This window comes from Pseudomonas sp. NY15435 (genome assembly GCF_048068295.1).
Classification (GTDB): domain Bacteria; phylum Pseudomonadota; class Gammaproteobacteria; order Pseudomonadales; family Pseudomonadaceae; genus Pseudomonas.
On the sequence record NZ_JBLUQA010000016.1, the window covers coordinates 45,739 to 70,440 of the forward strand.

Consider the following 24,702-nt stretch of genomic DNA (forward strand, 5'->3'; position numbering starts at 1 on the left):
CATTATATTAATTGTCGGAATCTAAGCATCTTAATAGGTGGGGATCTAGTTGAAATATATTTCAATTGATGGTGGTGATGTGGGTAGAAAAATCACGTCATGCTATTTGAGCAATGATCGCAATGGACTTGCGGCGTTAAGTCTTTCTCTCCAAGCATTCTACTAATGCAATATCTATTAAGCTTCAGAGGTATAGGTTTGAAGTTGTTTTTTGTGCTGCCGATGGGGTTGTGGCCTCGACGGAATTAGATGTTGATTTTAAATCATTGCTCTCTGAAATAAGAGAGATTTTTCCAGATGGGGTGACCTTTTCTGCTGGCTCTGGGACAAGCCTTCGTGAGTCCTATGTTGCGTTAATCTCAGCTAAAAGCAATGGAAAAAATTGCTTGCATGATTATTCCGAATTAGTCTCGGCAGGCAAGGAGAGCGAAATTGTTCAGGGTTGTTAGATTTGACCTTCTTTTAAAGTACATAGCCTTGACTACGGTAGCCATTAGCATGGGTATTTATACCCTTTTGCAGGCATATTGGCTGCCTAGTATATCTATATTTAAAGTTATCACTATATCATCGGTTGTAAGCACTGTTTTAATTCTGCTGTTATTGGCCTCTTTCGTGTCTCGAAAAATATGGGCGGTTTTGGCTTGTTTCGATAAGTCAATGTTTCCTGATTTAAATGGGACGTGGGAGGGGGGAATCACTCTTGAGAATGGTGAGGTGATTTCCGCCAAAGCTGTGATTCGTCAAACATTGCTTGCAACTCAGATTGATATGCATGGCAAAACGACGAAGTCAATTACTCTAGAAACGACTCCAACAATTGAGCAGGGGTAGAAGAAACTATATTACGTTTATCGCTCAACCCCAAAAATCCGGCGTGGCCTGCTTGCAATGGCTCTACATTATTCGACATACGAACTATAGGTTCGGGAAAAGGGAAAAAGTATGAGCTTTCAGGTCACTACTATACTGACCGAAAGACAATCGGCAGGGTTCGGTTGGCTCAAGCTAGTAAAGACTCTAATAATGATGTTTCCTTTTACTAAAAATCCTAACTAGGGGCTGCTGCGGAAAGCTTGCTCGCTGGCGCTTCCATATTTTCGCAGAGCACGGTGTAGAAAAAAGGAGAAAAAACGGAGAAAAAAGGTGTCGGAGAAAAAAGGTGTCAGATTTATTTTCTGTACTCTAAATGTCCGCATCTGGCGATTGCAGCCGGTGACCATGGGCAGCTTCCGGCCATAGCAAGCCGTCAGAGGTGCCTACGAGATAGAGTTTGAAAAACGTTACGCAAAGAGCCTGAAAAGTGTCTAGAAAACTCGTGGTGATTCGAATGCTGGCCTTAGCCTAGTCACTCGAGTGGATTGCTCAGATGTTCGCATCAAGGCAATTATCCGTCTTTTCTACAAGCAGCTTGATGAGGCGGATAGCCTTTTCAAGCTCCTCCCGCTTGACCAAATGAGCCGCTGGCGCACCCGTGCTCTGTACCTTGGATCGATGCACAGCTTGGCCCCGCTTGCTGATCAAAGTATCAAGCGCCTTTCTATTTCCTGCCGCATCAGTGCTCATACCGGCCCAGCTGGCGGTGACGTCAACACCGAGGTAGTCCAGAAACAGCTGCTTAGTCTTAGTTGAATCAGGGTTGTGAAAACGCTTGAGCTCGTTCTCCAGCTTCTCGGCCATAAAGTCTCCACATCTGCTTCCCTTGATCAGCTTGAGCTGGATCGCCAGCGCTTCGGTGACCCGATCTTCAACATAGGTTTCCCAGGCGGTCAGGGCCATTACTAGGCCCGCACGCTTGAGTATCTCAGCATTGGCCGGTGGTGGGTTGGCGTTGAGTGAGTCGAAGTGCTCTAGGAGCTCCTCGGCGTCTTTAATCGAGTACTGGAAAGCTTGCTCTGCTTTTGACATCAAAATCCCTTTCGTAGATAACGCGATTTCCGCGTCACTGGCCCACACCCTGTAGTGGTCAACCCATCCCGCTCTGGGGCACCCTCCTTTCCAGTGCGGATAATGGCATTGTAGAATCACCCCAGGAAGAGGCAGGTTCTTCCTCTCGCTCACACGAGGGTGGTTCTGATAATGAACGGTTTCGACCGTTGAGCGCACGCTCACTGATCCCCTGGGGATGTTCAATGTTACTCAAATCCTCCTGCCTTCTTCCCCCATTTCTCAGGAGAGGTACAGGTGAAGGACAAGGTCTGGTTTACCTTCAAGGCGCGCATCCAAGCACATAAGCGCTTGGAGTGGTTGGACTTCCACTCTCAAACGCTACTTGTCTGGTATGCAATCCTCAGTACGGTTCTTTGCGTACTGACTATTCGCTACCCTCACATCCTTGGTCCTGACACCGATGTTATGGCCACCGTGCTTTCTGTTGCACTGCTCGGGGTATCCCTCGCTGTGACCAACCGCGACTTCCGAGGTCGTGCCATGGCGATGCGCAATAACTACCTGCAATTGCAAAACCTCTACAATGTACTGGTTGCTGAGGAGGCTGCCGGCAATCCTCCAACGCCGACACAGATTAGCCAGTACGCTGACCTTTTGGCTGAATGCGAGAACCACACGGAAGTCGACGACCGTATCGCCCGGGTGTTCGCCAACAATCTCAGCAGTCGCCATCCAACAGTCTTTGAGAACACGTACGCCTTCTACTGGCTTTCTATTCGCCTAATCATGACCACAGCGCTGTACGCCCTGCCGCTGATCGTGGGCCTTAACGCTCGGTCAGTCATATGAGCGCTGCGCATAGCTTCAACAAACACTTTGCCCGCAAGCCACTGCTCCGGATCTATACCGAAAAGGTCAAAATGTCAGGAGCTATTGGCCTTGATCGTATGCGGCCCGCCAAGCTGGATGAAAACCTGAGTGAGGTGCTCGACTTCATCATTCGCAAGGCTCATGAGGGGACGTATCGCTTCACTGCGTACAAAGAGAAGTTGATCCTCAAGGGCGCTACCTCCACCCCTCGACAGATCTCGATTCCAACGGCCCGAGACAGGATCGTGTTGCGAGCTTTATGCGACAGTCTTGCGGAGGTCTTTCCTGCGGCAAAGCTATCGCTGCCCCAAGAAGTCATCGATGACCTGAAGGAAGGACTGAAGTCAGGCAAATACGCAGAATATGCCAAGATCGATCTGAAGAATTTCTACCCGTCAATTCCCCACTCCCTGATCAAGTCGACGATCTGGAAAAAGGTGCGCAAACCTCAATTCCGGCATCTGATCGAATCAGCGATCATCACACCGACAGTGCCCGAATCCAAGGGCCGAAAGGACTCGCCCGACTCGACTCTCGGTGTTCCTCAAGGACTTGCCATTTCAAACCTGCTTGCTGAAATCGCCCTTCAGGACATCGATGCAGAGTTCAAGGCCCGTCGACGCATCTGGTACAAGCGCTATGTCGACGACATCCTGATCTTGGCGCCGAAGGGCAAGGCCAAACGCGTGGCTGATGATCTCATCGCGGCCTTGAAAGGCCTCGGGCTTTCGCCCCACGACTTCGGCCCTGAATCCAAGTCGAAAGTGGCGGATCTCACTGAGCCTTTCAGTTTTCTGGGTTACCAGATCGACGGCGATCAGATCAAGATTCGCCACGAGAGCATCCTCAGGTTTGAGTCCTCCCTCGCGAAGATTTTCACCGCCTACCGGCACAAGGTCGCCGCCTCCCGCTCGAATAAAGACCTACAGCGAGCCAGGGCCTACTGCGAGTGGAAGGTCAACCTGCGGATCACCGGCTGTTTCTTTGAGGGCAAACGACGAGGCTGGGCATCTTACTTTTCCCAGATTACTTCGACGACGCAGCTGCGATCGGTCAATCACACCATTCGCAAGCTCACCCAGCGCTTCTCCCTAGAGGGAAAGATTCAGACGAAGTCACTTATCAAGACTTTCTATGAGCTGAAGCGAGGCAAACCTAAGAGCCACTCTTACATTCCCAATCTGGATGATCTCGACATTGATCAGAAGAGGTCGCTACTGGCGATTTGGATCGGCGACGAAGTGCGGGAAATGTCCGATGCCCGCGTTGAACGGCTCTTTGAAATCAAAGTTACTAAGGCCGTTCGGGAGCTTGAGGAGGATATCGCTCAAGCTTCCTGATGCTGCCAGCCCCCCATTACGGTGCACTTTCGAGCACGGTGTTTGGGCTATTAGTCAGTCACGGCTCTGCGTTGCTCTTCGCTGCATCAAAGCGCGATTGCCCTACCCTCGGCCGCCCTGGATCGCTTGTAACGCGCTCCCCCAAAGCTCCGGCCTTACTCAAGGAAAGCAGATGAAACAACGGACACTTGACTGGCGTAATCGCCGTAGTTGGCTCGGCTCGATTCGTTTCTACGCAGGTGAGCTGTTAGATCCTGCCCTGCGCCGACACCTTGAGCGCAAACGGCCACAATGTTGGTCAGATGATCTGTCTTGGCTGCCTAACCACGAAGAACTCGTACCCGCCTTCTGTGAACTGCTGGCGAGCTATTACAGCTATGTGAAAGCGTTTCATGGCTGCCGCCCTGAGAACACCCGTTCCTACTACGAGCATGGCCTACAAGGACATCAGCCAGACCGAATCCAGACTCGATTTCGAGAGCTGTTCCACGACGTCGATCCCAATCAACTCCAGAAAGCTATCGATGAGCTGGGCAGCCGGAGCACCAGTGAGAAAGGGAAAATTTGGCTGACCGGGGACGATCGCAAAATGCTTGATGACTTCGGACACTACTCCATCAATGGCAGCGAATACCTGATGTCGCTGGCTGCCAGGCTGACCCGCTTTGACCTATATGGAGAGGATTATCGCTGGAGGCTTCGCGAGATTGGCGTGCCCACTGTTCTTGAAGTGGACATCCCCTTTGCCCTTATCCAACCAAAGCAGAGAACTGAAGTCGCGAACATGATTTTGTCCGCGTGGGGGCAGAACGTGACAGGTAAGCGCCTCGGCATGGACTCACCCCCCTGCTATGTCATTCATGAGGATATTCCGGCTGGCTGCATCAAGGATCACTACCACCCCGAGCGCATCAGGGACGTCCATCGCGAACCGGGCATGTACGTAAGCAACATAACTTGGTGTGAAATGTGTGCGTAGCATCCTTGTCTCCCGCTGCACTAGTAGCTCACCGCCAAGGTAACAGAAGCATACCCTTGGCGTATTCTGCAGCGCGGTTCAAGTGCAAAGTGATCTCCTCAAACTGATGGGTTGCACGCATATCGACGCAGATTAAATAGGAGGCTTGCGCTGTTCAACAGCTCCTGAGGGGGCTTAGGTTGGAGGTTTAGCGTGGTGAGTCAGCATGGCGTGCGCTATATAAGTCCCATCTCGGCATCCGCACATGGATGCAGTTAGTGGGAAAAAGCGCGAGCGCTCAAAGGAAAGCTGCCGGCTTGCGTGCTCAGCACCAAGTTGTCCCGGCAACACTTAGGAATAGGTGATCATGAAGCTACAGGCATATCGGCTGCAGAACTATCGCCGACTGCGCGACGTCGTCATTGAGCTTGACGACGAGATTTCCATCTTCGTTGGCGCCAACAACAGCGGCAAGACGTCTGCCGTACAAGGCCTGTACTCGATGCTCCGTGGCGAAGCGAAGAAGTTCGAACTTTTCGACTTCAGTGCGGCGCTGTGGGCCGAGATCGACGCGGTCGGCAGGACGCCCCCTGGCGATGAGGATGCGCCCAAAAGGTTACCGTCCATCCTCTTGGATCTCTGGTTCCGCGTCGGTGAAGACGACCTTGCCACTGCGATGTCGCTGCTGCCGAGCACTGAGTGGGACGGCAAGTGCGTCGGGATCCGGGTGGCGTTCGAGCCTCGAGATGCCCACGAGCTCGTCTGGAAGTTCCATGAACTACATGAGAAGGCCAACAACGCAGCTGTCGCGCTTGCGGCCAAGCGCAAGGCCGCCGGGGAGCAAGCCGTGGAGGCGGGCGCGGAAGACGCGGCTGCGGTGGTGGCCGATGCCGGCGAGTACAAGCCTTGGCCGGAAAGCCTGACGAAGTACCTCACCAAGGAACTGAGCAAGGAATACACCTTCCGCTACTACGTGCTCGATGAGCGGGCTTTTGTCGGCTATCAGGCAAAGGAGGCCGACTACGAGCCGCTACCCCTAGGCAAGGAGCCGGGCGGTGCGGCCATTCTCAAGTCGCTGGTGAGGGTCGACTTCCTGCGCGCGCAGCGGCACCTCGATGACCCAGATGCCGGTAGCTCTGATCGCGCAGAGAGCTTGTCGCGGCGTCTGAGCAGGTTCTATCACCGCAACCTGGAGAAGCGTGGCGACGACCATGCGGCTCTCAAGGCGCTAGATACCTCGGAGAAGGAGCTGAACTTCCACCTGAAGGAAGTCTTCAATGACACCCTCACGCGCTTGGCCAAGCTCGGCTATCCGGGCGTCAACAATCCCGAGATCGTGATTCGGGCGGCCTTGGATCCGACCACTGTCTTGGGGCAAGACGCCAAGGTTCACTACGTGATCCCGGGCGTAGCTTCCGCCCAACTGCCAGACAGCTACAATGGCCTGGGGTTCAAGAATCTGGTCTACATGGTGGTTGAGCTGCTCGACTTGCACGAGCAGTGGAAAGCCGAGGAGGACAAGCGAGCTCCGCTTCATTTGGTCTTCATTGAGGAGCCTGAGGCGCATCTGCACGCGCAGATCCAGCAGGTCTTCATCAGGAACGTTTTGCGCCTCCTTGAGGATGCTAACGATCACGCGACTTTGTTCCACACGCAGCTCGTCATCACCACGCACTCCCCGCACATCCTCTATGAACGCGGATTCTCGCCCATTCGTTACTTCCGCCGCGTCAGCGACCAGTTGGGCCATCACACGGATGTGCGCAATCTGTCGCTATTCAAAACGGGCGCGTCCGACGCTCCAGCGCGCGAATTCCTCCAGCGGTATCTGAAGCTGACGCACTGCGATCTCTTTTTTTCCGACGCGGTGATATTGGTGGAAGGCAACGTCGAGCGTCTGCTCCTGCCTGCAATGATCGAGTTGGTGGCCAAGCGCCTGCGTTCTTCCGCCCTAACCATCCTTGAAGTCGGTGGTGCGTTCGCGCATCGGTTCCAGGAGCTGATCGCCTTCGTTGGGCTCACAACACTAGTCATCACGGATCTGGACAGCGTGACGGTCAAGACCGACGCCGAGAAGGCCGCCGCGCAAGGCGCAGGCGCTGAGGGCGCCGTTGACGGAGATGACGAGGACGACGACCTGAAGCCCTTCGAGCTTGAAGACGACGACGAAGCAGAACCGGGTGGCAAGAAGAAGTCCAAGAAGCGTGGCAGCACCTGCCATGCACATGTGGAAGGTGCCGTCACGTCCAACCAAACCCTCATCAGCTGGATCCCGAAGAAGCGGTCGATGGCAGAACTCTGGGAAGTCACGGCGGAGCAAAAGACGCTGTCGCTGGCTGAGGATTCCAGCGCTGAGGTTCGGGTGGCTTACCAGACCAAGGTCTCGGTGACGGTGGGTGCGACGACATCACAGCTCTGCGGCCGCACACTTGAGGAGGCCTTTGGTCTTGAGAACGCGGACTGGTGCCAGGCTGAGGCAAACCGGTCGGTCGGCCTCAAGCTCAAGCGCGCACCGAGCAGCCCTGAAGAGCTGGCTGAGAAGTTACACGATAGGGTGGTCGGCAAGAACTTCGACAAGACCCGCTTTGCGCTGGAGGTACTCGCAAGCGGGCCGCTCAATGGCTGGAAGGTTCCCGCGTACATCGCCGAGGGCTTGGCCTGGCTCGAAGCCAAAGTGGCCCACGAGCTTGAGGCGGATGCCGCCATCGCCACCGAGGTCGCGACTATTGAGCCGACTACAGCCGATGTTGTCGCTATCATTGTTGACCCCGCGCAGACGGCATGAGCAGACGAATTGATAGCCCAGATACCGACGCCGACCGCGAGATCCACGCATGCATTGTAGCGACGCCTCCGCAGCCCTTCGTGGTTCGTGCTGGCGCAGGTTCCGGCAAGACCACCTCCCTCATCAAGGCGCTGGACTGGGTGATCTCGGAGCACGGCGCCAGCATGCGGGCGAGGAAGCAGAAGGTCGCGTGCATCACGTATACTGACCTTGCCACCAATGAAATCCTGGCGGACGTCAACGATGACCCGCTGGTTCATGTCTCGACCATCCACAGCTTTTACTGGTCTATTGCAAAGACGTTCCAGGCCGACATCAAGGTTTGGCTGCAGAACGACATCCGCAGGCGGATCTCCGAACTTGAAGAAGAGTTCGAGAATTACAGCTCGCGTGTCCGGCAGACCACGCGCGACAGGAACAAGGCCGACCAAGAGCGATATGCCCGAAGCCTGGAGGCTGTGGCCGGCGTCAGGACGTTCAACTACGGCGTGGGCAGTGACTACGCCAAGGGCATACTTGGCCACGAGGACATCCTTCAGCTCGCCGACTTCCTGCTACAAAACCGCCCGCTGTTCCGACGGGTCGTGGCGCTGAGCTACCCGTTCGTGTTTATCGATGAGAGTCAGGACACGTTCCCGGGTGTAGTGAAGTCTTTCAAGGAAGTGGAAGCCCAGATGCAGGGCAAGTTCTGCCTTGGTTTTTTCGGCGACCCGATGCAGTCGATCTTCATGAGAGGCGCAGGGGACATCCAGCTTGCGGATCATTGGCGGGCCATCACGAAGCCGGAGAACTTTCGCTGCGCCAAGCAGATCCTTGACGTCGCGAATGCCGTGCGCGCGCAGGGCGATGGCATGGAGCAAGTCCGCGGGCTGCACGAGAGGGTCGATGGGAACCTCAAGCTGGTGGAGGGGTCGGCCCGGATGTTCGTCTTGCCGAACACGCTGAACCGAACCGAGGCTTTGGCAAGAGTCCGAGCGTGGAGCTCGGCGACGAACAACGACGAGGGTTGGACAACCCCAGACATCGCAGTCAAGATTCTTGTCATCGTGCACCGCATGGCCGCAAACCGGCTTGGCTTCGGCGGCATCTACTCGGCGCTGAACGACAAGACGTCGGATGCCATGAAGCAAGGAATGCAGGACGGCACCGGTTGGCCCGTTCGACCCTTCCTAAGTTTTGCGCTACCGATCATTGCAGCTGTGAAGGCCGGCAATGAGTTCGCGGCGATGAGCCTGCTCCGGGCATTCAGCCCGCGCCTGGCGCCTGCGGCTCTGACCGGCCGACGTGCCGCGGAAGTATTGCGAGAGCTGCACGCTGCCGTGTCGAGGCTTGTCGCCATGCTGGACGAGGCAGGGACCACCATTGGTGACATAGCTCTCCATCTCTGTGACACGGGTCTTTTTGAGTTCGACGAGCGCTATGCGCGTGTTCTTGGGTTTGTCAGGGATATTGCTGACACCGCTCAGGAGCCCGAGGCTGCTGATGCAGTTCCGGCCGAAGGATTATCCTTGGACGCGGCAATGGCCAAGTTCTTCAATTGCTCTGCGCAAGAGCTTTTGCCCTATGAACGCTATGTCTCAGAAGGCTCCCCCTATGCCACGCAGCACGGCGTGAAGGGAGCGCAGTTCGAACGCGTCATGGTGGTGATGGACGAGGAAGAAAGCGACTACCGAACGTACAACTACGAGCGTGTCTTCGCGAGTGCTGAGGCCCGTGCTGCTGATCGTGCACGAGCACTAGACGGTGATGAAAACACTTGGAGCCGAACGCTGCGACTGCTTTACGTCTGCTGCACTCGTGCCCAGCGGGGGCTGGTACTAGCGTTCTTTGTCGCCGACCCTGCGGCCACCCTGGAAAACGTCGTGGCGAGCGGGATCTTGCCGCGAAGCGCAGTCTTTACGCAGGAAGTATTAGTTGGATGACCATAGGCGAACGATTGCCTGACCTATTTGAAGCCAGAGCCGAAAGCGGACCTAGGTTCGTCGTATGCCAACGACACCTGATCATGGGCTGCCAGGTCAGGTAGGTCGTCATGTATGAAGCACGCAAACGCGTGCAGCCGACTGGCTGTCGACGTGCTGATCGACATAGATATCGTGATGACTAGGCAGTGGTGGAGTGAGCCGAAACCGGAGTTTTGAGGCCTCACTGCCGACACCTTTTGGGATGCCCTAGAATGCCTGGAGGCGGCTAATGACGTGGCTTGTAGAGAGGGTGTAAACCGATTTTCTCGACTGTTAACCAATCAAGTTTACAGGCGAGAAAATTGGTTTACAGGTAGGGGAGTTGAGGTGGAGGAGGGTGGCCGGAGAGATCTGTGGAAGTTGCAGGTCGAGGGCTCCGGTCTCGAATGCCATAGTGACTTGGTGCCGGTGCCCTCAGTTGCTTCTGTCGTACTGCTCGTAAGCAACAGCGTCATCCGCTTTACGAATTATGTTGTTGAGCTCCTCCTGAGCTACACGAGTGCTTCTGGCTTTCAGTCGAATCCCGTGCCAGTCGTAGTTGCGAGGCTCATAGGTCACGGCGTAGTAGCGCCGTAGATGGGGGCTATACCAAATCCCCCAGTTCTCGCAATGGACGTCAGCATCATCACCAATTGATTGAAGGTCGGTAGGGAGGCGCAGCCCGTATCCGGCATCGCGGTCGGGTCCTATCCAGTACCCACGGATATTTCGGATTTGAGTGTCTTCGCCAATTGGCCCTTGTATGAACTGCATTGGATCTCCAGCAGGGTTTGCTCACTGAGCAAGCATCCAGATTCGCCATGGCGTCCAGCTGTAAGCGAATCGTCACCTCCGCGCCCTCACTACGGGCGTGGCGAACCCCTAGATAAATATCCAGTAACTTCTTGGTCGTCAAGGGGCTGGAATGGCCCGCCGTGCTGGCTTTCAAGGCGACTTGTGGGAACCATCAGCAGCCATCAGGGGCTCTCTGTTTTTGATTGAACTGAGACTGTTCAGTCATTGCGCGACTGCTGGCTGCGCTGCGTATGGCCCACCTCACAGAATGACGGTTCATTCATTTAGGACGGCCCAAGGTCATCGGCGGCAACTGGCAGACTAACGCTGTTGCTAGGACCGCTACCGACTGTGGATTCAACCGGTGAACGCAACACACTGAGCCCTGTGTAATCAGGAGGAGTGTTGCAGATGAAGCAGAGGCCTCGGATCTACTACACCGAAAGCCAGAAAGCACTGATGTGGGATCGCTGGAAGGCAGGTGATTCCCTCCAACAGATTGCCCAACTGTTCGACCGGAATCATTCCTCGATCCAGCGGATTCTTGCGGAGACAGGCGGTATTCGCCCAGCTACTCAACGACGTTCCAGGTTGGCGCTCACACTAGCTGAGCGCGAGGAGATTTCGAGAGCACTTGCTGTTGGCCAGTCGATTCGGCATATCGCGATGCGCCTGGAACGAGCCCCATCCACCATCAGCCGCGAGATCAGCCGTAACGGTGGTTGTCGAAGCTACCGTGCCAACCAGGCTGATCAGGCGGCATGGGATAGGGCCCGTCGCCCCAAGCTTTGCAAGCTTGCCCAGTCCCCAAAGTTGGCGCAGCTTGTTGCGGAGAAGCTTCAGATCCAGTGGTCGCCCGAGCAGATCGCTGGATGGTTGAAGCGTACATATCCGGACGTGGCCGACCAAGTGTCACACGAGACCATCTACCGTAGCCTCTTCATCCAGGCCCGCGGCGCATTGAAGAAAGAGTTACTGGAGTATCTGCGCCGTAGCCGTGCGATGCGCCGGTCGCGTCACCACACCCAGAAAACCGACAACCATGGCCGCATCAGCGATACGCTTTCCATCAGCGAACGGCCGGCCTGCGTTGAGGATCGTGCGGTGCCAGGGCACTGGGAAGGCGATCTGTTGTGCGGCAGTAAGAACAGTCAGATTGCCACGCTGGTTGAGCGCCGCAGCCGCTATGTGATGCTGGTGAAAGTAGATGGAAAGGACACCGAGACAGTGGTGAATGCACTGATCGAGAATGCCCGGCGATTGCCTCAGGAACTCTACCAATCCCTGACCTGGGATCGAGGCAAGGAGATGGCTGCTCACAAGCGCTTCACTCTGGCGACGGATATCCAAGTTTATTTTTGTGATCCACAGAATCCTTGGCAACGCGGGACGAATGAGAACACCAACGGCCTGCTACGGCAGTACTTTCCGAAGGGAACTGATCTCTCGCTGTACTCGCAGGACGCGCTGGATAAGGTCGCTCGGCGGTTGAACGAACGCCCCAGAAAGACCCTGGGGTACTCGACTCCCGCCGAGTGTTTTAATCAGGCTGTTGCGTCGATCGGTTGAATCCACAACCCATAGCGGACGCTCGCTTAATGGGCGCTGCGATGGATCAGCCAGGTAATGAATGCTACGAACGGGGCGAACAGAATCAAGCCACCGACAACGACTGCCCAGCCCCAGGCAAAGCCTCTTTCTCCCCTGAACCGGCCACCGCTCAGTAAGCGCAATACGCGGACACCAATGCGGTGTGCCAGATGGTTGAGTATGAAGTCTTCAAGGAAGTCCATCTGATATCCGGGTTCGCGATTTCCAAGTGGATGAATGGAGTAAAGCTCAGCTTTCAGCTGGTCGGTGGCAGCCGTCCGCCTCTGGCCGATTGCTGCCTCTAGCGAGAGGCAACTACCGACCCAAAGCGGACTCTCATCTGCCAGTTGCTTGCTGGCTGACATCTTGGTCTGTGCACGCATCTACCTGGCCGTATCCGGCTTAGTCTAGCCCTGCTCCAGCTCTGCACGGAGAATCGAGATTTGCCTGGGAGCATCAATGCTCACCCGAATTTGATTGGGATTAGAGGTTGTATTGATCAGGATGGTGATGCCGTTGCGTAAGAGCTCTTGCAACAGGATTTCGGTATTGATGCCAGGCTCAATGACTAATCGGATCTGCTCGCCGTCGCGGCGGTTTAGGCTCAGGTACCCCATGCAGAAATCTCTTTTTGATTTAAGGAAAGCACATAGTGCTGATGGCAGCTTAGGCCATGAAGTAAGCAGCCCGTTTCCGGGCTAACTGTGCTCAGGCCAAACGTTTCGAGCAAGCCTCTCCGCAGTGTTTAAGGGAGCATGTCGGGCTTTACCTGCCGAAAACTCATTCGCTCCTTGAAGTCCCATGCAGACCGTCCACCTGGAAACTACGCTTGGCGGTAAATCCGAGTTGCTGGGCAGCTCTGCCAAACAGCGCGTTCATCGATACCCTTCAACCGCATAGCTCTCATGGCCGATGAGTAAGGACACCGCGTGCAGCTTCGCCACGTACTGATGATTTTGCTGTTGCTGGTCTGGGAGGTGTCGACGGCGGCGACCACCGGTTCGAAGCCCGGGCTGGCGAAGGATCGCGAAGGTTATGCCGATACTGCCAGTTGCCTGGGTTGCCACCAGCAGCAGGCCGAGCAGTGGCAGCAGTCCGATCACTCCTGGGCTATGCGAGATGCATCGAAGGGCAACATTCTTGGGAATTTCGCGAACCAGCGCTTCGATGAGGCCGGTGTCACGGCGAGTTTCTTCCGGAAGGGTGAGCGCTATTTCGTCCACACCGAAGGGCACGACGGCAAGGAAGCGGATTTCCGGGTGCAGTACACCTTCGGCCACTACCCACTGCAGCAGTATCTGGTGGCGTTCCCCAATGGCCAGCTGCAGGCGCTGACGATCGCCTGGGACAGCCGACCGAAAGAGATGGGTGGGCAACGCTGGTTCTCGCTCTATCCCGGTCAACGCTTCGCCCCAGGTGATGCGCTGCACTGGACGGGGCGCTCGCAGAACTGGAACGCCATGTGCGCCGATTGCCATTCGACACGGCTAATGAAGGGCTACGACGATAAGACGGATACTTTCGCCAGTACCTGGCAGGAGAAGACCGTTGGTTGCCAGAGCTGCCACGGACCGGCCCAGGCTCACGTCGACTGGGCCAGGCAGAACAAAAGCTCGTCGCCGCAGTACGCCTCGGCGCAGGCGATAGGGTTGTCGTTCGACCTCAAATCGCTGGATAGCAAGGAACTGGTGGGACAGTGCGCCTTCTGCCATAGCCGCCGGCAGTCATTGGGTGTTGGCCAGCAGCCGGGAGCCTCGCAGCTGAGTACGTCGCTACCTGCGACCCTGCGCGCAGGGTTGTACCACGCTGATGGGCAGATCGACGGGGAAGTCTACGAATTCGGCTCATTCAGCCAGAGCAAGATGTACGCGGCGGGCGTGGCCTGTACCGACTGCCACAACCCGCACACCGGCAAGGTGCGAATCGAGGGCAACGGCCTGTGCCAGCAGTGCCACAACGCAGCCCCCCCGAAGTCGCGCTTCCCCGGGTTGCAGGCAAAGAACTACGACAACCCGGATCACCATCACCACGCGGCAGGTTCGCCAGGCGCGCAGTGTGTGAATTGCCACATGGCCAGCAAGACCTACATGGTGGTGGACCCGCGCCGCGATCACGACTTCCGGTTGCCGCGGCCCGACCTGGCCAATAAGACCGGATCGCCGGATGCCTGTACGGCCTGTCACCAGGACCAGCAGCCGGCCTGGGCTGCCAAGGCCATCGAAGGCTGGTTCGGCGCGTCGAAGCGGCCTGCTCATTACGGCGAAGCCTTCCACTCCGTACGAGTGGGCGACGGCAACTCGGTCAGCCTGCTGGGTGCGGTGATTGCCAACATCGGTAGCCCGCCCATCGTTCGCGCCACTGCGGCGCAACAATTGGTCGAGCTGGGGCAGCCGGGACTGACGACCTTGCGCTGGGCGCTCAATGATGACAGCGCTTTGGTGCGTGCCTATGCAATCCCTGGCTTCGCGCGGCTGCCGCCCGAGGCTCGAATGAGGCTGTTGGCCGCGCAATTGGATGACTCGACGCTAGCCGTCCGGGACGAAGCGGTGAAGGCACTGGCCGATGTGCCGCTCGAGACCATTCCCGGCGAACGTCGCGTGGCCTTTGCCGGGCAGTTGGCGGACTACGAGAAACGATTGCGAAGCAACGCCGATCTACCCGGTGGGCGCCTGAATCTTGCGGTCTTCCTTCAGCGCAGAGGGCAAGTAGCGGACGCGATCGAGCAATACCGACAGGCCCTGCATCTGGACCCTCATTTCATCCCGGCGCGGGTCAATCTGGTCACGCTCTATAGCGGCTCCAACCAGATCAAAGAAGCCGAGCAGGTTCTGCGTGAAGGGCTCGCTCTGTCAGGTCTGCCGGTCACCGACCACGGCAACCTGGCGTACATGCTGGCACTGTTGCTGGTGGAGCACGGCAACCCCGAGGAAGGGTTGAAATGGATGGCCACGGCGGCGGACGAACTGCCGGGCAATGCCCGCGTGCGCTACAACCAAGGCCTGCTGCTGGCGCAGATGAAACGGCGGGACGAGGCGGTGACAGCCTTGGAGAAAGGGCTCGAGAACTCTCCCGATGACCCTGACCTGCTGTACGCGCTGATATACCTGCAGACCTCCGCCGGCCATCTGCCGCAGGCGGAAGGGTATGTGCGGCACTTGCAACGGGTGGCGCCAGACGACCCGCGCCTGGAACCGATCAATCGCCAGTGGGGCACGAATTGACGCAGCAGTACAGCGTAGATCCGGCAGCGTGCTCCGGCTTCATCTGCATCATGGCCAGCCGCTTTCATAGCGCAGCCTTTCAAGCAGGCTACAGTTACGCAACAGGCCGTGGCACGGCAGTGTGTCGGGAGAACAGCCCTGGCACGCCATCGGCAAGGACTTCGAATCGACGGAACAAGGAACATGCCCGTGTCCATGCGTGAACAGATTGCTGGTCTTGAAGCTGCCGTTTCGGCGCAGGTGCTGGGTCAGGAAGAGACGGTCAGGCACATCCTGCTGGGGCTTCTGGCCAACGGCCATGTGCTGCTGGAAAGCCTGCCGGGCCTGGCCAAGACCCGCACCGTCAAGACCCTGTCCAAGCACCTCGATGCGCGGATGAGCCGTGTGCAGTTCACCCCCGACCTGCTGCCCTCGGACATCACCGGCGCGGAAATCCTCCAGCAGACCGAGCAGGGCAACCAGCTGAAATTCCAGCCCGGGCCGTTGTTCGGCAACGTCATTCTCGCCGACGAAATCAACCGGGCACCGGCCAAGGTCCAGGCGGCGCTGCTCGAAGCCATGGAGGAGCGGCAGATCACCGTGGCCGGGCAGACGCACCGAATGCCGGGGCTGTTCATGGTGCTGGCGACGCAGAACCCCATCGAGCAGGAAGGCACCTATCCGCTGCCCGAAGCGCAGATGGACCGCTTCCTGATGAAGCTGCTGATCGACTACCCACGGGTCGAGGACGAGTCCCGCGTGCTGCAGTTGGTGCGTGCCGAAGAGCGCAGCCAGCAGTCCGGCGCGGTGCCTGAGGATATCAAGCCGCTGGCGCAGGACGCCGTGTTCGCTGCGCGCAAGGAAGTCGGTGACGTGCATGTCTCCGAGGCTATCGACCGCTACCTGATCGACCTGATCAACGCTACGCGCCGTCCCGCCGACTACGACGCGGACCTGGCCCGCTGGCTGAAGGTTGGCGCCAGCCCACGTGGTGGCATCAGCCTGGACCGGGTATCGCGCGCCCACGCCTGGATGGCCGGTAACGACTACGTGACTCCTGACGATGTGCGGGCCGTCGTGCACCCGGTGCTGCGTCATCGACTGCTGCTGTCCTATGACGCTGTTGCCGATGGCGTGGGAACCGATCAGGTGATCGACCGGCTGCTCGACAAAGTGGCGATCCCGGCCTGAGGAGGTCATCCATGGCCGAATCGCAGCCGGTGGCCGATGGTCATGTCTACGCGGCGCTGCAGCAATTGATGCTGCTGGAGCACCGTGTGCGCGGCCTGAGCTTTCTCTCGCGGCAACCGCTCTCCAGCATACTGTCCGGCAGCCATGCGGCGCGTCTGCGCGGGCGTGGGCTGAGCTTCGACGAACTGCGCCAGTACAACCCCGGCGATGACTTGCGCCACCTGGACTGGCGTGCCTCGCTGCGCTACGGCAAGCCCTTCGTGCGCAGCTACACCGAGGAGCGTGACCGGCCGACCCTGCTGCTGGTGGACCAGCGCATGAGCATGTACTTCGGCTCCCAGCGCAGCTTCAAGTCGGTGCTCGCTGCCGAACTCGCCGCGCTGGGCGCCTGGATGGCCCTGCAGGCGGGCGACCGGGTCGGCGGCCTGGTGTTCGGCGACCGGGATATCGAGTACATCCGCCCGCTGCGCAGCCGGGCACGGGTAGAGGCGCTGTGCGCGGCCATCGTTCGGCACAACCACGCGTTGCAGGCGACTGCTACCGACGAGGATTCGCCGGGACAGCTGGACCGCGCATTGCGCGAATGCCTGGCGGTGGCCGGGCACGACAGCCTTATCGTGATCATCAGCGACTTCGCCGGCGTCACCCCGCAGACGCTGCAACTGCTCCGCCAACTGGGCGCGCACAACGATGTGCTGGCCTTGCTGGTCTTCGATCCCATCGCCCTGAAACTGCCCGACAAGGGCCGGGTGACGGTCACCCAGGGCGAGCTGCAGGTGGAGCTGGAGGTGGGCCGGCGCCAGGTCCACCGGCCTTTGGGGGAGTTCCTTTCCGGGCGGCTCAAGGAAGTTGCAACGCTGCTGCGTCGCAGCCAGGTGCCGCTGATGATGTTCAGCAGCGGCCGCGACAGCCTGGAGCAGCTGCGCGCTGAACTGGGCCGGCTGGCGGTGGCGCCGCGATGAGTGTGCCAAGCATCGACCAGCTCAAGGAGCTGCCGCCTCCGCCGCCGCTGGTGAGCTACTGGCCGCAGACCTGGGGCTGGCTGGTGCTGGCCCTGGTGTTGCTGGCTGCCGCCGTTGCCTGGGCCTGCTGGCGCCATCGGCGCTGGCGTCGCGACGCCTACCGGCGCGAAGCCCTGGCCTTGCTGGATGAGCTGAACCATTCTCTGGCCGATCCTCAGCAGCGTCTACATGCTTTGCGCCAGCTGCCGCAATTGGTCAAGCGCGTGGCGCTGTCGATGCCGCAGGCGAAGGGTGCCGCCCCCCTGAGCGGCGAGGCCTGGCTGGCTTATCTGCAGCGGCGCAGCAACGTCCCCTTGCCGGCGAATCTCGACCGGCAGTTGGCCTTGCTGGCCTACGCGCCGGACGCGCGCGTGACGGCGCTGGAGGAGGGCGAGGCGCGAGCTTTGCTGGTCGCCTGCCGGCAGTGGATAGAGGTGCACCATGTGGCAGCTTGACTACCCCTGGGTGCTGCTTCTGCTGCCCTTGCCCTGGCTCGCCTGGCGCTATCTGCCGACCTACCGCGAGTCGCGCAGCGCTTTGCGCGTGCCGTTCTTTGCCGCCATGAGCCGTGCTGCCGGCCAGGTGCCAGGGAAGGGCGGGGCGGCAGGCGGACGCTGGCAGTTGCCGCTGAACCTGGTGGTCTGGCTGCTGGTGCTGCTGGCCTGTGCGCGGCCGGTGCTGGTGGAAAAACCCATCGAGCGCGAACAGCCGATCCGCGACCTGATGCTCGCCATCGACATTTCCCAGTCCATGGAAACCAACGACTACAAAGCGCCGGATGGCAGCCGGGTGGACCGCCTGAGCGTGGTGAAGAACGTGGTGCGTGACTTCATCGCCCAGCGCAAGGACGACCGCATCGGCCTTATCGTCTTCGGCACCGGGGCTTTCGCCCAGTCGCCGCCGACCCGCGATCACGCCAGCCTGCTGACCCTGCTCGACGAGGTCGGCATCGGCATGGCCGGGCCGAACACCGCCCTGGGCGATGCCATCGGCCTGACCATCAAGCTGCTCAAGGACACCCCCGAGCAGGAGAAGGTGCTGATCCTGCTCACCGATGGCAACGACACCGGCAGCGCCATCACCCCGGATCATGCCGCCGCCATGGCCCATGACCGCGGCATCGTGGTGCACACCATCGGCATCGGCGACCCGCAGGCCAGCGGCGAGGCCAAGGTTGACCTGGAAACCTTGCGCAACATCGCCCGGACTACCGGCGGGCGCTTCTTCACGGCTGGCGACAGCAACGCCTTGCAGCAGGTCTACGCGACCCTGGACCGGATCACCCCGCACAAGGTGAAGACCCTCAGCCATCAACCCAAGAAGGACCTGTTCTGGCTACCGCTGGGCGCTGCGCTGCTAGCGCTGCTGCTGGCCCATGGCGTGGCGGCCCTTGCCGGGCGCTTCGCTGTGCCGGCCACACGCGACGAGGGCAGGGAGACGCAGCCGTGATGGAAATCGACCTGGCGGCCTTCCACTTCCTGCGCCCGCTCTGGCTGTTGCTGGTGTTGCCCGGCGCGCTGCTGCCCTGGCTCTGGGCTCGGCGCCACGACCTGGCGCGGCGGCTCGACGGAATCATCGCCCCGCACCTGCTGGAGCACCTGGTGATCACTCCACGCGACGGCCAGCGCCTGCGCCCCGTCCATCTGCTCGGCGGGTTGCTGGTGCTGGGCGGCGTCGCGGCGGCCGGGCCGACCTGGCAGCAGGACCGTCCGGATTTCCTGGAGAACCGTGCGCCATTGATCCTCGCCCTCGACCTGTCGCCCTCGATGGCCGCCGACGACGTGCCGCCCACGCGCCTGGAGGCGGCCAAGCACAAGCTGCATGACCTGATCCAGCGTCGTGCCGGCAGCCCGGTGGCGCTGGTCGCCTATGCGGGCAGCGCGCACCTGGTGTTGCCGGCCACCGAAGATCCGGGCCTGCTGGACAGTTTCCTGCAGGCACTGACGCCGGGGCTTATCCAGCGCGAAGGCAAGGACGCGCTGGGCGCCATCGACATCGCCAAGCGCCTGCTCGCCGCCGAGCAATCCCCCGGCACCCTGGTGCTGCTGAGCGATGGCGCTGACGCCACACAGTTCGATGCCATCGGCAAGGCCCTGTCCGGCAGTGACCTGCAAGTGCTGGTGCTGGCCGTGGGCAGCCAGGATGGTGGCCTGCTCAAGGGCGGGCAGCAGGACAGTGAAGGTCGTCCGTTGCTGGCAACCTTCGACGCCGCCGGCCTCAAGGGTCTGGCCGACGCCGCAGATGCGCCGTTGGGCAGCCTGACCCTGAACGACGACGACCTCGACTGGATCGAACTGCACTCGCAGCAGCACTTCCAGGCGGCGCGCGGCGATGACCAGCAACTGAACTGGAAGGACGCCGGCTACTGGCTGTGCTGGCCGCTGCTGGTCCTGGTGGTGCTGAGCATCCGCAAGGGCTGGAAGGTGCATTGGCTCAGCGCCTGGGTGCTGGCAGCCGGGCTTGCCTGGCCGGGTGAGCCGGCCCGCGCCGGCCCGCTGGCCGATGCATTCCTCACCCCCGACCAGCAGGGCCGCTGGGCTTTCGAGCACGGGCACTTTCCCCAGGCCGCCGAACACTTCCACGACCCGTTCTGGAAGGGCCTGGCCGCCTACCAGGCCGCGCAGTACGACCTCGCGCTGGCCAGCTTCGCGCGCCTGGACAGCGCCCCGGCCTACTTCTACCTGGGCAATACCTACGTGAAGCTGAGCAAGTTCGACCAGGCCATTGGTGCTTACCAGCAGGCCCTGAAACGCCAGCCGGCATTTCCCGAGGCGCAGGCCAACCTGGCCTTGGCCCAGGCGCTGCAGAAAGACCGCGAGGCCCAGCAGGAAGCGGGGCCGCCAGGCGAAAAGCCGGACCAGGAGGTGTTCGACAACACCGCCGACAAGGGCAAGGCGGTCAAGCTGGCCGCCGGCAAGGCCAGCTCGGACGAGCAATGGCTGGAGAACCTGAGTACCTCGCCGGCGCAGTTCCTCAAGCGCAAGTTCCTGCTGCAGGATGCCGCTGTGGAGAAGGCACCATGAAACGCGTGATCCTCCATCTGCTGCTTCTGACACTGTTTCTGCCATTGTCGGTACGGGCTGCCGAGCCCGAGGTGAAGGTGCGTGCCCGCCTGCTCCCGGCTGACTCGGTGCTGGTGGGCGGCACCCTGACCTTGCAGGTCGATCTGCTGGTGGATACCTGGTTCAGCCAGCCGCCGGAGCTGCCGAAGCTGACCCTGGACGGTGCCGTGGTCTCCGAGGCCAACGGCGAGGCGACCCATCTCAACGAGCAGATCGACGGCAAGGCATTCTTCGGCCTGCGCTTCAACTACCAGATCACCCCGCAGAAGGCACAGGAGTTCGTGGTGCCGGCGCTGAGCATCGGCGTGCAGCCGGGCCAGGCCAGCGCGCCGGTAACGGTGCAGACACCCACCCAGCATTTTTCCGCTCGACCACCGGCCGGTGGCAGTGCGGCAGATGACCAGCGCCTGGTGGCCACGGCGGTGACCTTCACCCAGGCCTTGCAGGCCTCCCACGATCCGCTGCGGGTCGGTGACAGCGTCACCCGGCGCCTGCACGTCGAGGCCGAGGGCGCTCAGGCCATGCTCATCCCGCCGCCGCTGTTCGCCGAGGTGCCGGGGCTCAAACGCTACGTGCAGTCGCCCGTGGTGAAGCCGCTGAGTGACGGGCGTGGCGGCGTAACCGGGGGAATGCGCGAGGACGCAGTGACTTATGTGGTCACGCGCGAGGGCGAGTTCGTGCTGCCCGCCATCGAGCTGCAATGGTGGCAGGCCGGCAGTGGCGCTCCGCAGAAGGCCGCTGTGCCATTGCTGAAGGTCGGTGCCAGCGGCAGTGCCAGCTACCAGGCACCGTTTTCCATCAGTGACGACCTGCGCGAGCTGGGCCGCCGGACACAGGTTCGCATCGCCGGTCACTGGCTGGCGCTGGCCGCCACGCAGGTGCTGCTGGCTGCCCTTGCCTACGCCGTCTATGCCTGGGGCGCCCCGATGCGCGCTGCAGCCAGGGTGGCTTTCGAGCGTCGTCGCCAGGCCTGGCGCGAGTCGCCTGCATACGCCTGGCGACAGGTCCGAGCGCAGCTCGAAGGCGAACCGCCGCAGGTGGGGGCGCTTTATCTGTGGCTTCGTCGGACGAACGGTTGTCGTGAATTAAGTGCGGCAACGCCTGACCACGTCGTCAATCCTTTGCTAGCTTTTCTCAAAGCCCGTTACGGGTGTGCTGGCGCGCAGCCCAGCGCAGGGCCGGAGGTGCTGATCCAGGCCTTGCCGGCTATCCGGCGGGCGCTGGGGCAGGGCAAGCCGACGAGCTTGCCGGCCCATGCCCTAAAACCTTTGAATCCGTGATCCAGGGATGTGACATGCCATCGAAACCCGCTCAACCGATAGCCCGCTGGATGCTCCTGCTGCTGCTGGGGGTGTCGTTCGTGGCCCGCGCAGCAGACGAACTGCCGTCCTGGAACGATGGACCCTCGCGGCAGGCCATTGTCGCCTTCGTGGAGGCAGTGACTCAGGAGGGCGGCAAGGACTTCGTGCCGCCGGCCGAGCGGATCGCCGTGTTCGACAACGATGGCACCCTGTGGAGCGAACAGCCGATGTATTTCCAGGTGCTCTTCGCCCTGGACGAAGTGAAGCGGCAGGCACCCCAGCATCCGGCATGGAAAGAGAAGCAACCTTTCAAGGCGGTGCTCGAAGGTGACCAGAAAGCCCTGGCCGACAGTGGCATGCAAGGCATCCTGGCAATCGTCGCCGCCACCCATTCTGGTGTGAGCACCGACGATTTCATCGCCAATGCGCGTCGCTGGCTGGCCAGCGCCCGGCATCCGCGCAGCCACAGGCCCTACACCGAAATGGTGTTCCAGCCGATGCTGGAACTGCTGGCCTATCTGCGCGCCAATGGCTTCAAGACCTACATCGTTTCCGGCGGTGAAGTGGCCTTCATGCGGGCGTTCGCCGAGGAGGTCTACGGTATTCCGCCAGAGCAGGTTATCGGCACGACCCTGGGCAGCCGCTTCGAGGACCGCAACGGCCAGTTGTCGATCCTGCGCCTGCCCAAGCTGGTGCATAACGACGATGGGCCCGGCAAGCCGGAGAGCATCGACAGCATCATCGGCCGCCGGCCGATCCTGGCTTTCGGCAACTCTGACGGTGACCTGCAGATGCTGCAGTGGACCGCCGCGGGAAAAGGCCCGCACTTTGCCGGCCTGGTGCACCACACTGATGGCAAACGCGAATGGGCCTATGACCGGCAGAGCAAGGTCGGGCGCCTGGACAAGGCGCTCGATGTCGCCAGGAGCAAGGAATGGGTAGTTGTGGACATGGCAAAGGAGTGGAAGCGGGTCTACCCGTTCGATCAGTAATACACCAACAAGCGAAACCGCAGGGGCACGGGGATTTCCAGCCAGGTAGTCGGCATCTCCAGTGAACGCAGTCGTGGCACTACGACCAGTAACTGGAACGGAGAAATACCTAATGAAGCGCACGGGAAGGTGGTTGTCGCAGTTCGCCCTGGCGGCGACCGCGATAGTGGGGTGTACGGTAGCCAGCGCCGCTGACAAGCCGAACATCCTGGTGATCTTCGGCGACGATATCGGCCAGACCAATATCAGCGCCTACTCGTTCGGCGTGGTCGGCTACCAGACGCCGAACATCGATCGCATCGCCAAGGAAGGCATGATGTTCACCGACTACTACGCGGAGAACAGCTGCACCGCGGGTCGTTCCACCTTCATCACCGGCCAGGCGGCGCTGCGTACCGGGCTGTCCAAGGTAGGCATGCCGGGGGTTCCGGTCGGCCTGCAGGACCGCGACGTGACCATCGCCCAGGCGCTCAAGGCCCACGGCTATGCCACCGGCCAGTTCGGCAAGAACCACCTGGGCGACAAGGACGAGTACTTGCCGACCAAACACGGCTTCGACGAGTTCTTCGGCAACCTGTACCACCTCAATGCCGAGGAAGAGCCCGAGCGCCCCTACTGGCCCAAGGATGACGAAGCCTTCGTCAAGGCCGCTTCGCCCCGTGGCGTGCTCAAGGCCACTGCCGACGGCAAGATCGAGGACACCGGCGCGCTGACCAAGAAACGCATGGAAACGATCGACGACGACACCACCCAGGCCGCGATCAATTTCATGGACAAGCAGGTCAAGGCCGACAAACCCTTCTTCGTCTGGATGAACACCACCCGCATGCACGCCTTCACCCACGTTCGCGAGGCCATGCAGGGCCAGAGCGGGATGCCGGGCAACGAGTACGCCGACGGCATGCTCGAGCACGACGGCGACGTCGGCAAGCTGCTCAAGGCGGTGGACGACCTGAAGATCGCCGACAACACCATCGTCGTCTACACCACCGACAACGGGCCGAACCAATGGTCCTGGCCGGACGCGGCGACCACTCCGTTCCGCAACGAGAAGAACTCCAACTGGGAGGGTGCCTATCGTGTGCCGGCCATGATCCGCTGGCCGAACCACATCAAGCCGGGCAGCGTCTCCACCCAGATGTTCTCCGGGCTGGACTGGTTCCCGACCCTGCTGGCGGCCATCGGCGATACGGACATCAAGGAACGCCTGCTCAAGGGCGCGGACGTGGGAGGCAAGAACTTCAAGGTTCACCTCGACGGCTTCAACCAGCTCGACTACATCACCGGCAAGTCCGACAAGAGCGCGCGCAACGAGTTCTACTACTTCAGTGACGACGGCGATCTGGTGGGGATGCGCTTCGGCGACTGGAAACTGGTGTTCTGCGAGCAGCGTGCGCCGGGCGGCTTCAAGGTCTGGAGCGAGCCGTTCACCTGCCTGCGGGTGCCCAAGCTGTTCAACCTGCGCATGGACCCCTACGAGCGCGCGGATGTCGTCTCCGACCAGTACTACGACTGGCTGGCGAAGAACGACTATCTGCTGTTCCAGGGCGAGCGCAAGGCGGCAGCCTTCCTGCAGACCTTCGTCGAGTACCCGCCGAGCCAGCGTCCGGCCAGCTTCAGCATCGAGTCGGTGCGCAAGGAAGTCGACGCGAAGATCGAAGCGAAGATGAAGCAGGGCGCCAAGCAGTGATCCACGCACCGGGTGTTGCCCTGGCAATGCCCACCTCGATCCCCGCGACGGCCGAGCCGTCGCGGGGATTCTTCTGTTCGACAAGGTTGCTGCG

Annotated in this window: 20 protein-coding genes and 1 pseudogene; 17 read left to right on the forward strand and 4 right to left on the reverse strand. The window is 60.2% G+C overall.

All coding sequences use genetic code 11. The features are described from left to right. Positions 1–167: 167 nt before the first annotated feature. Both ACNFH5_RS27565 and ACNFH5_RS27570 read left to right on the forward strand, forming a co-directional pair. Positions 168–449 (forward strand): annotated as a pseudogene (locus ACNFH5_RS27565) (mCpol domain-containing protein); the annotation flags it as partial. A 28-nt stretch (positions 450–477) separates the two neighbouring features. Next, positions 478–834, forward strand: a complete 357-nt coding sequence (locus ACNFH5_RS27570) for a hypothetical protein (protein ID WP_416751703.1) — start codon at positions 478–480, stop codon at positions 832–834. A gap of 531 nt (positions 835–1,365) precedes the next feature. Here ACNFH5_RS27570 and ACNFH5_RS27575 read toward each other — a convergent pair. Beyond that, positions 1,366–1,908: a HEPN domain-containing protein gene (locus ACNFH5_RS27575; protein ID WP_416751606.1), complete on the reverse strand. Its 543-nt coding sequence runs from the start codon at positions 1,906–1,908 to the stop codon at positions 1,366–1,368. 276 nt (positions 1,909–2,184) lie between these two features. On the opposite strand from ACNFH5_RS27575, the gene ACNFH5_RS27580 reads away from it, so the two are divergent. The 5 genes from ACNFH5_RS27580 (at position 2,185) to ACNFH5_RS27600 (ending at position 9,765) form a co-directional block, all read left to right on the forward strand. Continuing rightward, positions 2,185–2,739, forward strand: coding sequence for an SLATT domain-containing protein (locus tag ACNFH5_RS27580; protein ID WP_009617044.1), 555 nt, complete (start codon positions 2,185–2,187; stop codon positions 2,737–2,739). Beyond that, positions 2,736–4,100: a reverse transcriptase domain-containing protein gene (locus ACNFH5_RS27585; protein ID WP_416751609.1), complete on the forward strand. Its 1,365-nt coding sequence runs from the start codon at positions 2,736–2,738 to the stop codon at positions 4,098–4,100. The genes ACNFH5_RS27580 and ACNFH5_RS27585 overlap by 4 nt, the downstream gene beginning before the upstream one ends. Before the next feature lie 172 nt (positions 4,101–4,272). After that, on the forward strand, positions 4,273–5,079 hold the full coding sequence (locus ACNFH5_RS27590) for a hypothetical protein (protein WP_416751611.1): 807 nt from the start codon (positions 4,273–4,275) through the stop codon (positions 5,077–5,079). Positions 5,080–5,425: 346 nt separating this feature from the next. Next, on the forward strand, positions 5,426–7,843 hold the full coding sequence (locus tag ACNFH5_RS27595) for an AAA family ATPase (RefSeq protein WP_416751613.1): 2,418 nt from the start codon (positions 5,426–5,428) through the stop codon (positions 7,841–7,843). Next, entirely contained in the window at positions 7,840–9,765 is a 1,926-nt protein-coding gene (locus ACNFH5_RS27600; protein ID WP_416751615.1) for a UvrD-helicase domain-containing protein, read from the forward strand. Before ACNFH5_RS27595 ends, ACNFH5_RS27600 begins: the two co-directional genes overlap by 4 nt. A 456-nt stretch (positions 9,766–10,221) precedes the next feature. On the opposite strand, the gene ACNFH5_RS27605 is transcribed toward ACNFH5_RS27600, so the two are convergent. Continuing rightward, positions 10,222–10,560, reverse strand: coding sequence for a hypothetical protein (locus ACNFH5_RS27605; RefSeq protein ID WP_416751617.1), 339 nt, complete (start codon positions 10,558–10,560; stop codon positions 10,222–10,224). A 432-nt stretch (positions 10,561–10,992) separates the two neighbouring features. Here ACNFH5_RS27605 and ACNFH5_RS27610 point away from each other — a divergent pair, with 432 nt between their 5' ends. Then, the gene (locus ACNFH5_RS27610; protein WP_416751619.1) at positions 10,993–12,150 is read left to right on the forward strand and encodes an IS30 family transposase; all 1,158 of its coding nucleotides are present in this window, start codon (positions 10,993–10,995) and stop codon (positions 12,148–12,150) included. A 26-nt stretch (positions 12,151–12,176) separates the two neighbouring features. On the opposite strand, the gene ACNFH5_RS27615 is transcribed toward ACNFH5_RS27610, so the two are convergent. Next, positions 12,177–12,554 (reverse strand): hypothetical protein, encoded by a 378-nt coding sequence (locus ACNFH5_RS27615; RefSeq protein ID WP_416751621.1) that lies wholly within the window; start codon positions 12,552–12,554, stop codon positions 12,177–12,179. 24 nt (positions 12,555–12,578) lie between these two features. Next, positions 12,579–12,788, reverse strand: coding sequence for a hypothetical protein (locus ACNFH5_RS27620; protein ID WP_416751623.1), 210 nt, complete (start codon positions 12,786–12,788; stop codon positions 12,579–12,581). 312 nt (positions 12,789–13,100) lie between these two features. On the opposite strand from ACNFH5_RS27620, the gene ACNFH5_RS27625 reads away from it, so the two are divergent. The 9 genes from ACNFH5_RS27625 (at position 13,101) to ACNFH5_RS27665 (ending at position 24,608) form a co-directional block, all read left to right on the forward strand. Further along, entirely contained in the window at positions 13,101–15,392 is a 2,292-nt protein-coding gene (locus ACNFH5_RS27625; protein ID WP_416751625.1) for a tetratricopeptide repeat protein, read from the forward strand. A gap of 195 nt (positions 15,393–15,587) precedes the next feature. After that, positions 15,588–16,562 carry an AAA family ATPase gene (locus ACNFH5_RS27630; RefSeq protein WP_416751705.1) on the forward strand — a complete coding sequence of 325 codons (975 nt, stop codon included), beginning with the start codon at positions 15,588–15,590 and terminating at the stop codon, positions 16,560–16,562. A gap of 11 nt (positions 16,563–16,573) precedes the next feature. Further along, positions 16,574–17,524, forward strand: coding sequence for a DUF58 domain-containing protein (locus tag ACNFH5_RS27635; RefSeq protein ID WP_416751627.1), 951 nt, complete (start codon positions 16,574–16,576; stop codon positions 17,522–17,524). Beyond that, positions 17,521–18,018, forward strand: coding sequence for a DUF4381 domain-containing protein (locus tag ACNFH5_RS27640; protein ID WP_416751629.1), 498 nt, complete (start codon positions 17,521–17,523; stop codon positions 18,016–18,018). The genes ACNFH5_RS27635 and ACNFH5_RS27640 overlap by 4 nt, the downstream gene beginning before the upstream one ends. After that, a complete protein-coding gene (locus tag ACNFH5_RS27645; RefSeq protein ID WP_416751631.1) occupies positions 18,005–19,012 on the forward strand; it encodes a VWA domain-containing protein in 1,008 nt (335 codons plus the stop codon). The genes ACNFH5_RS27640 and ACNFH5_RS27645 overlap by 14 nt, the downstream gene beginning before the upstream one ends. Beyond that, positions 19,012–20,586, forward strand: a complete 1,575-nt coding sequence (locus tag ACNFH5_RS27650; RefSeq protein ID WP_416751707.1) for a VWA domain-containing protein — start codon at positions 19,012–19,014, stop codon at positions 20,584–20,586. Before ACNFH5_RS27645 ends, ACNFH5_RS27650 begins: the two co-directional genes overlap by 1 nt. Further along, positions 20,583–21,905 (forward strand): hypothetical protein, encoded by a 1,323-nt coding sequence (locus ACNFH5_RS27655; RefSeq protein WP_416751633.1) that lies wholly within the window; start codon positions 20,583–20,585, stop codon positions 21,903–21,905. The genes ACNFH5_RS27650 and ACNFH5_RS27655 overlap by 4 nt, the downstream gene beginning before the upstream one ends. Positions 21,906–21,919: 14 nt before the next feature. Further along, entirely contained in the window at positions 21,920–22,918 is a 999-nt protein-coding gene (locus ACNFH5_RS27660; RefSeq protein ID WP_416751635.1) for an HAD family hydrolase, read from the forward strand. Between the two features lie 112 nt (positions 22,919–23,030). Next, complete coding sequence (locus tag ACNFH5_RS27665; RefSeq protein WP_416751637.1) at positions 23,031–24,608, forward strand: arylsulfatase; 1,578 nt, start codon at positions 23,031–23,033, stop codon at positions 24,606–24,608. Positions 24,609–24,702: the final 94 nt, after the last annotated feature.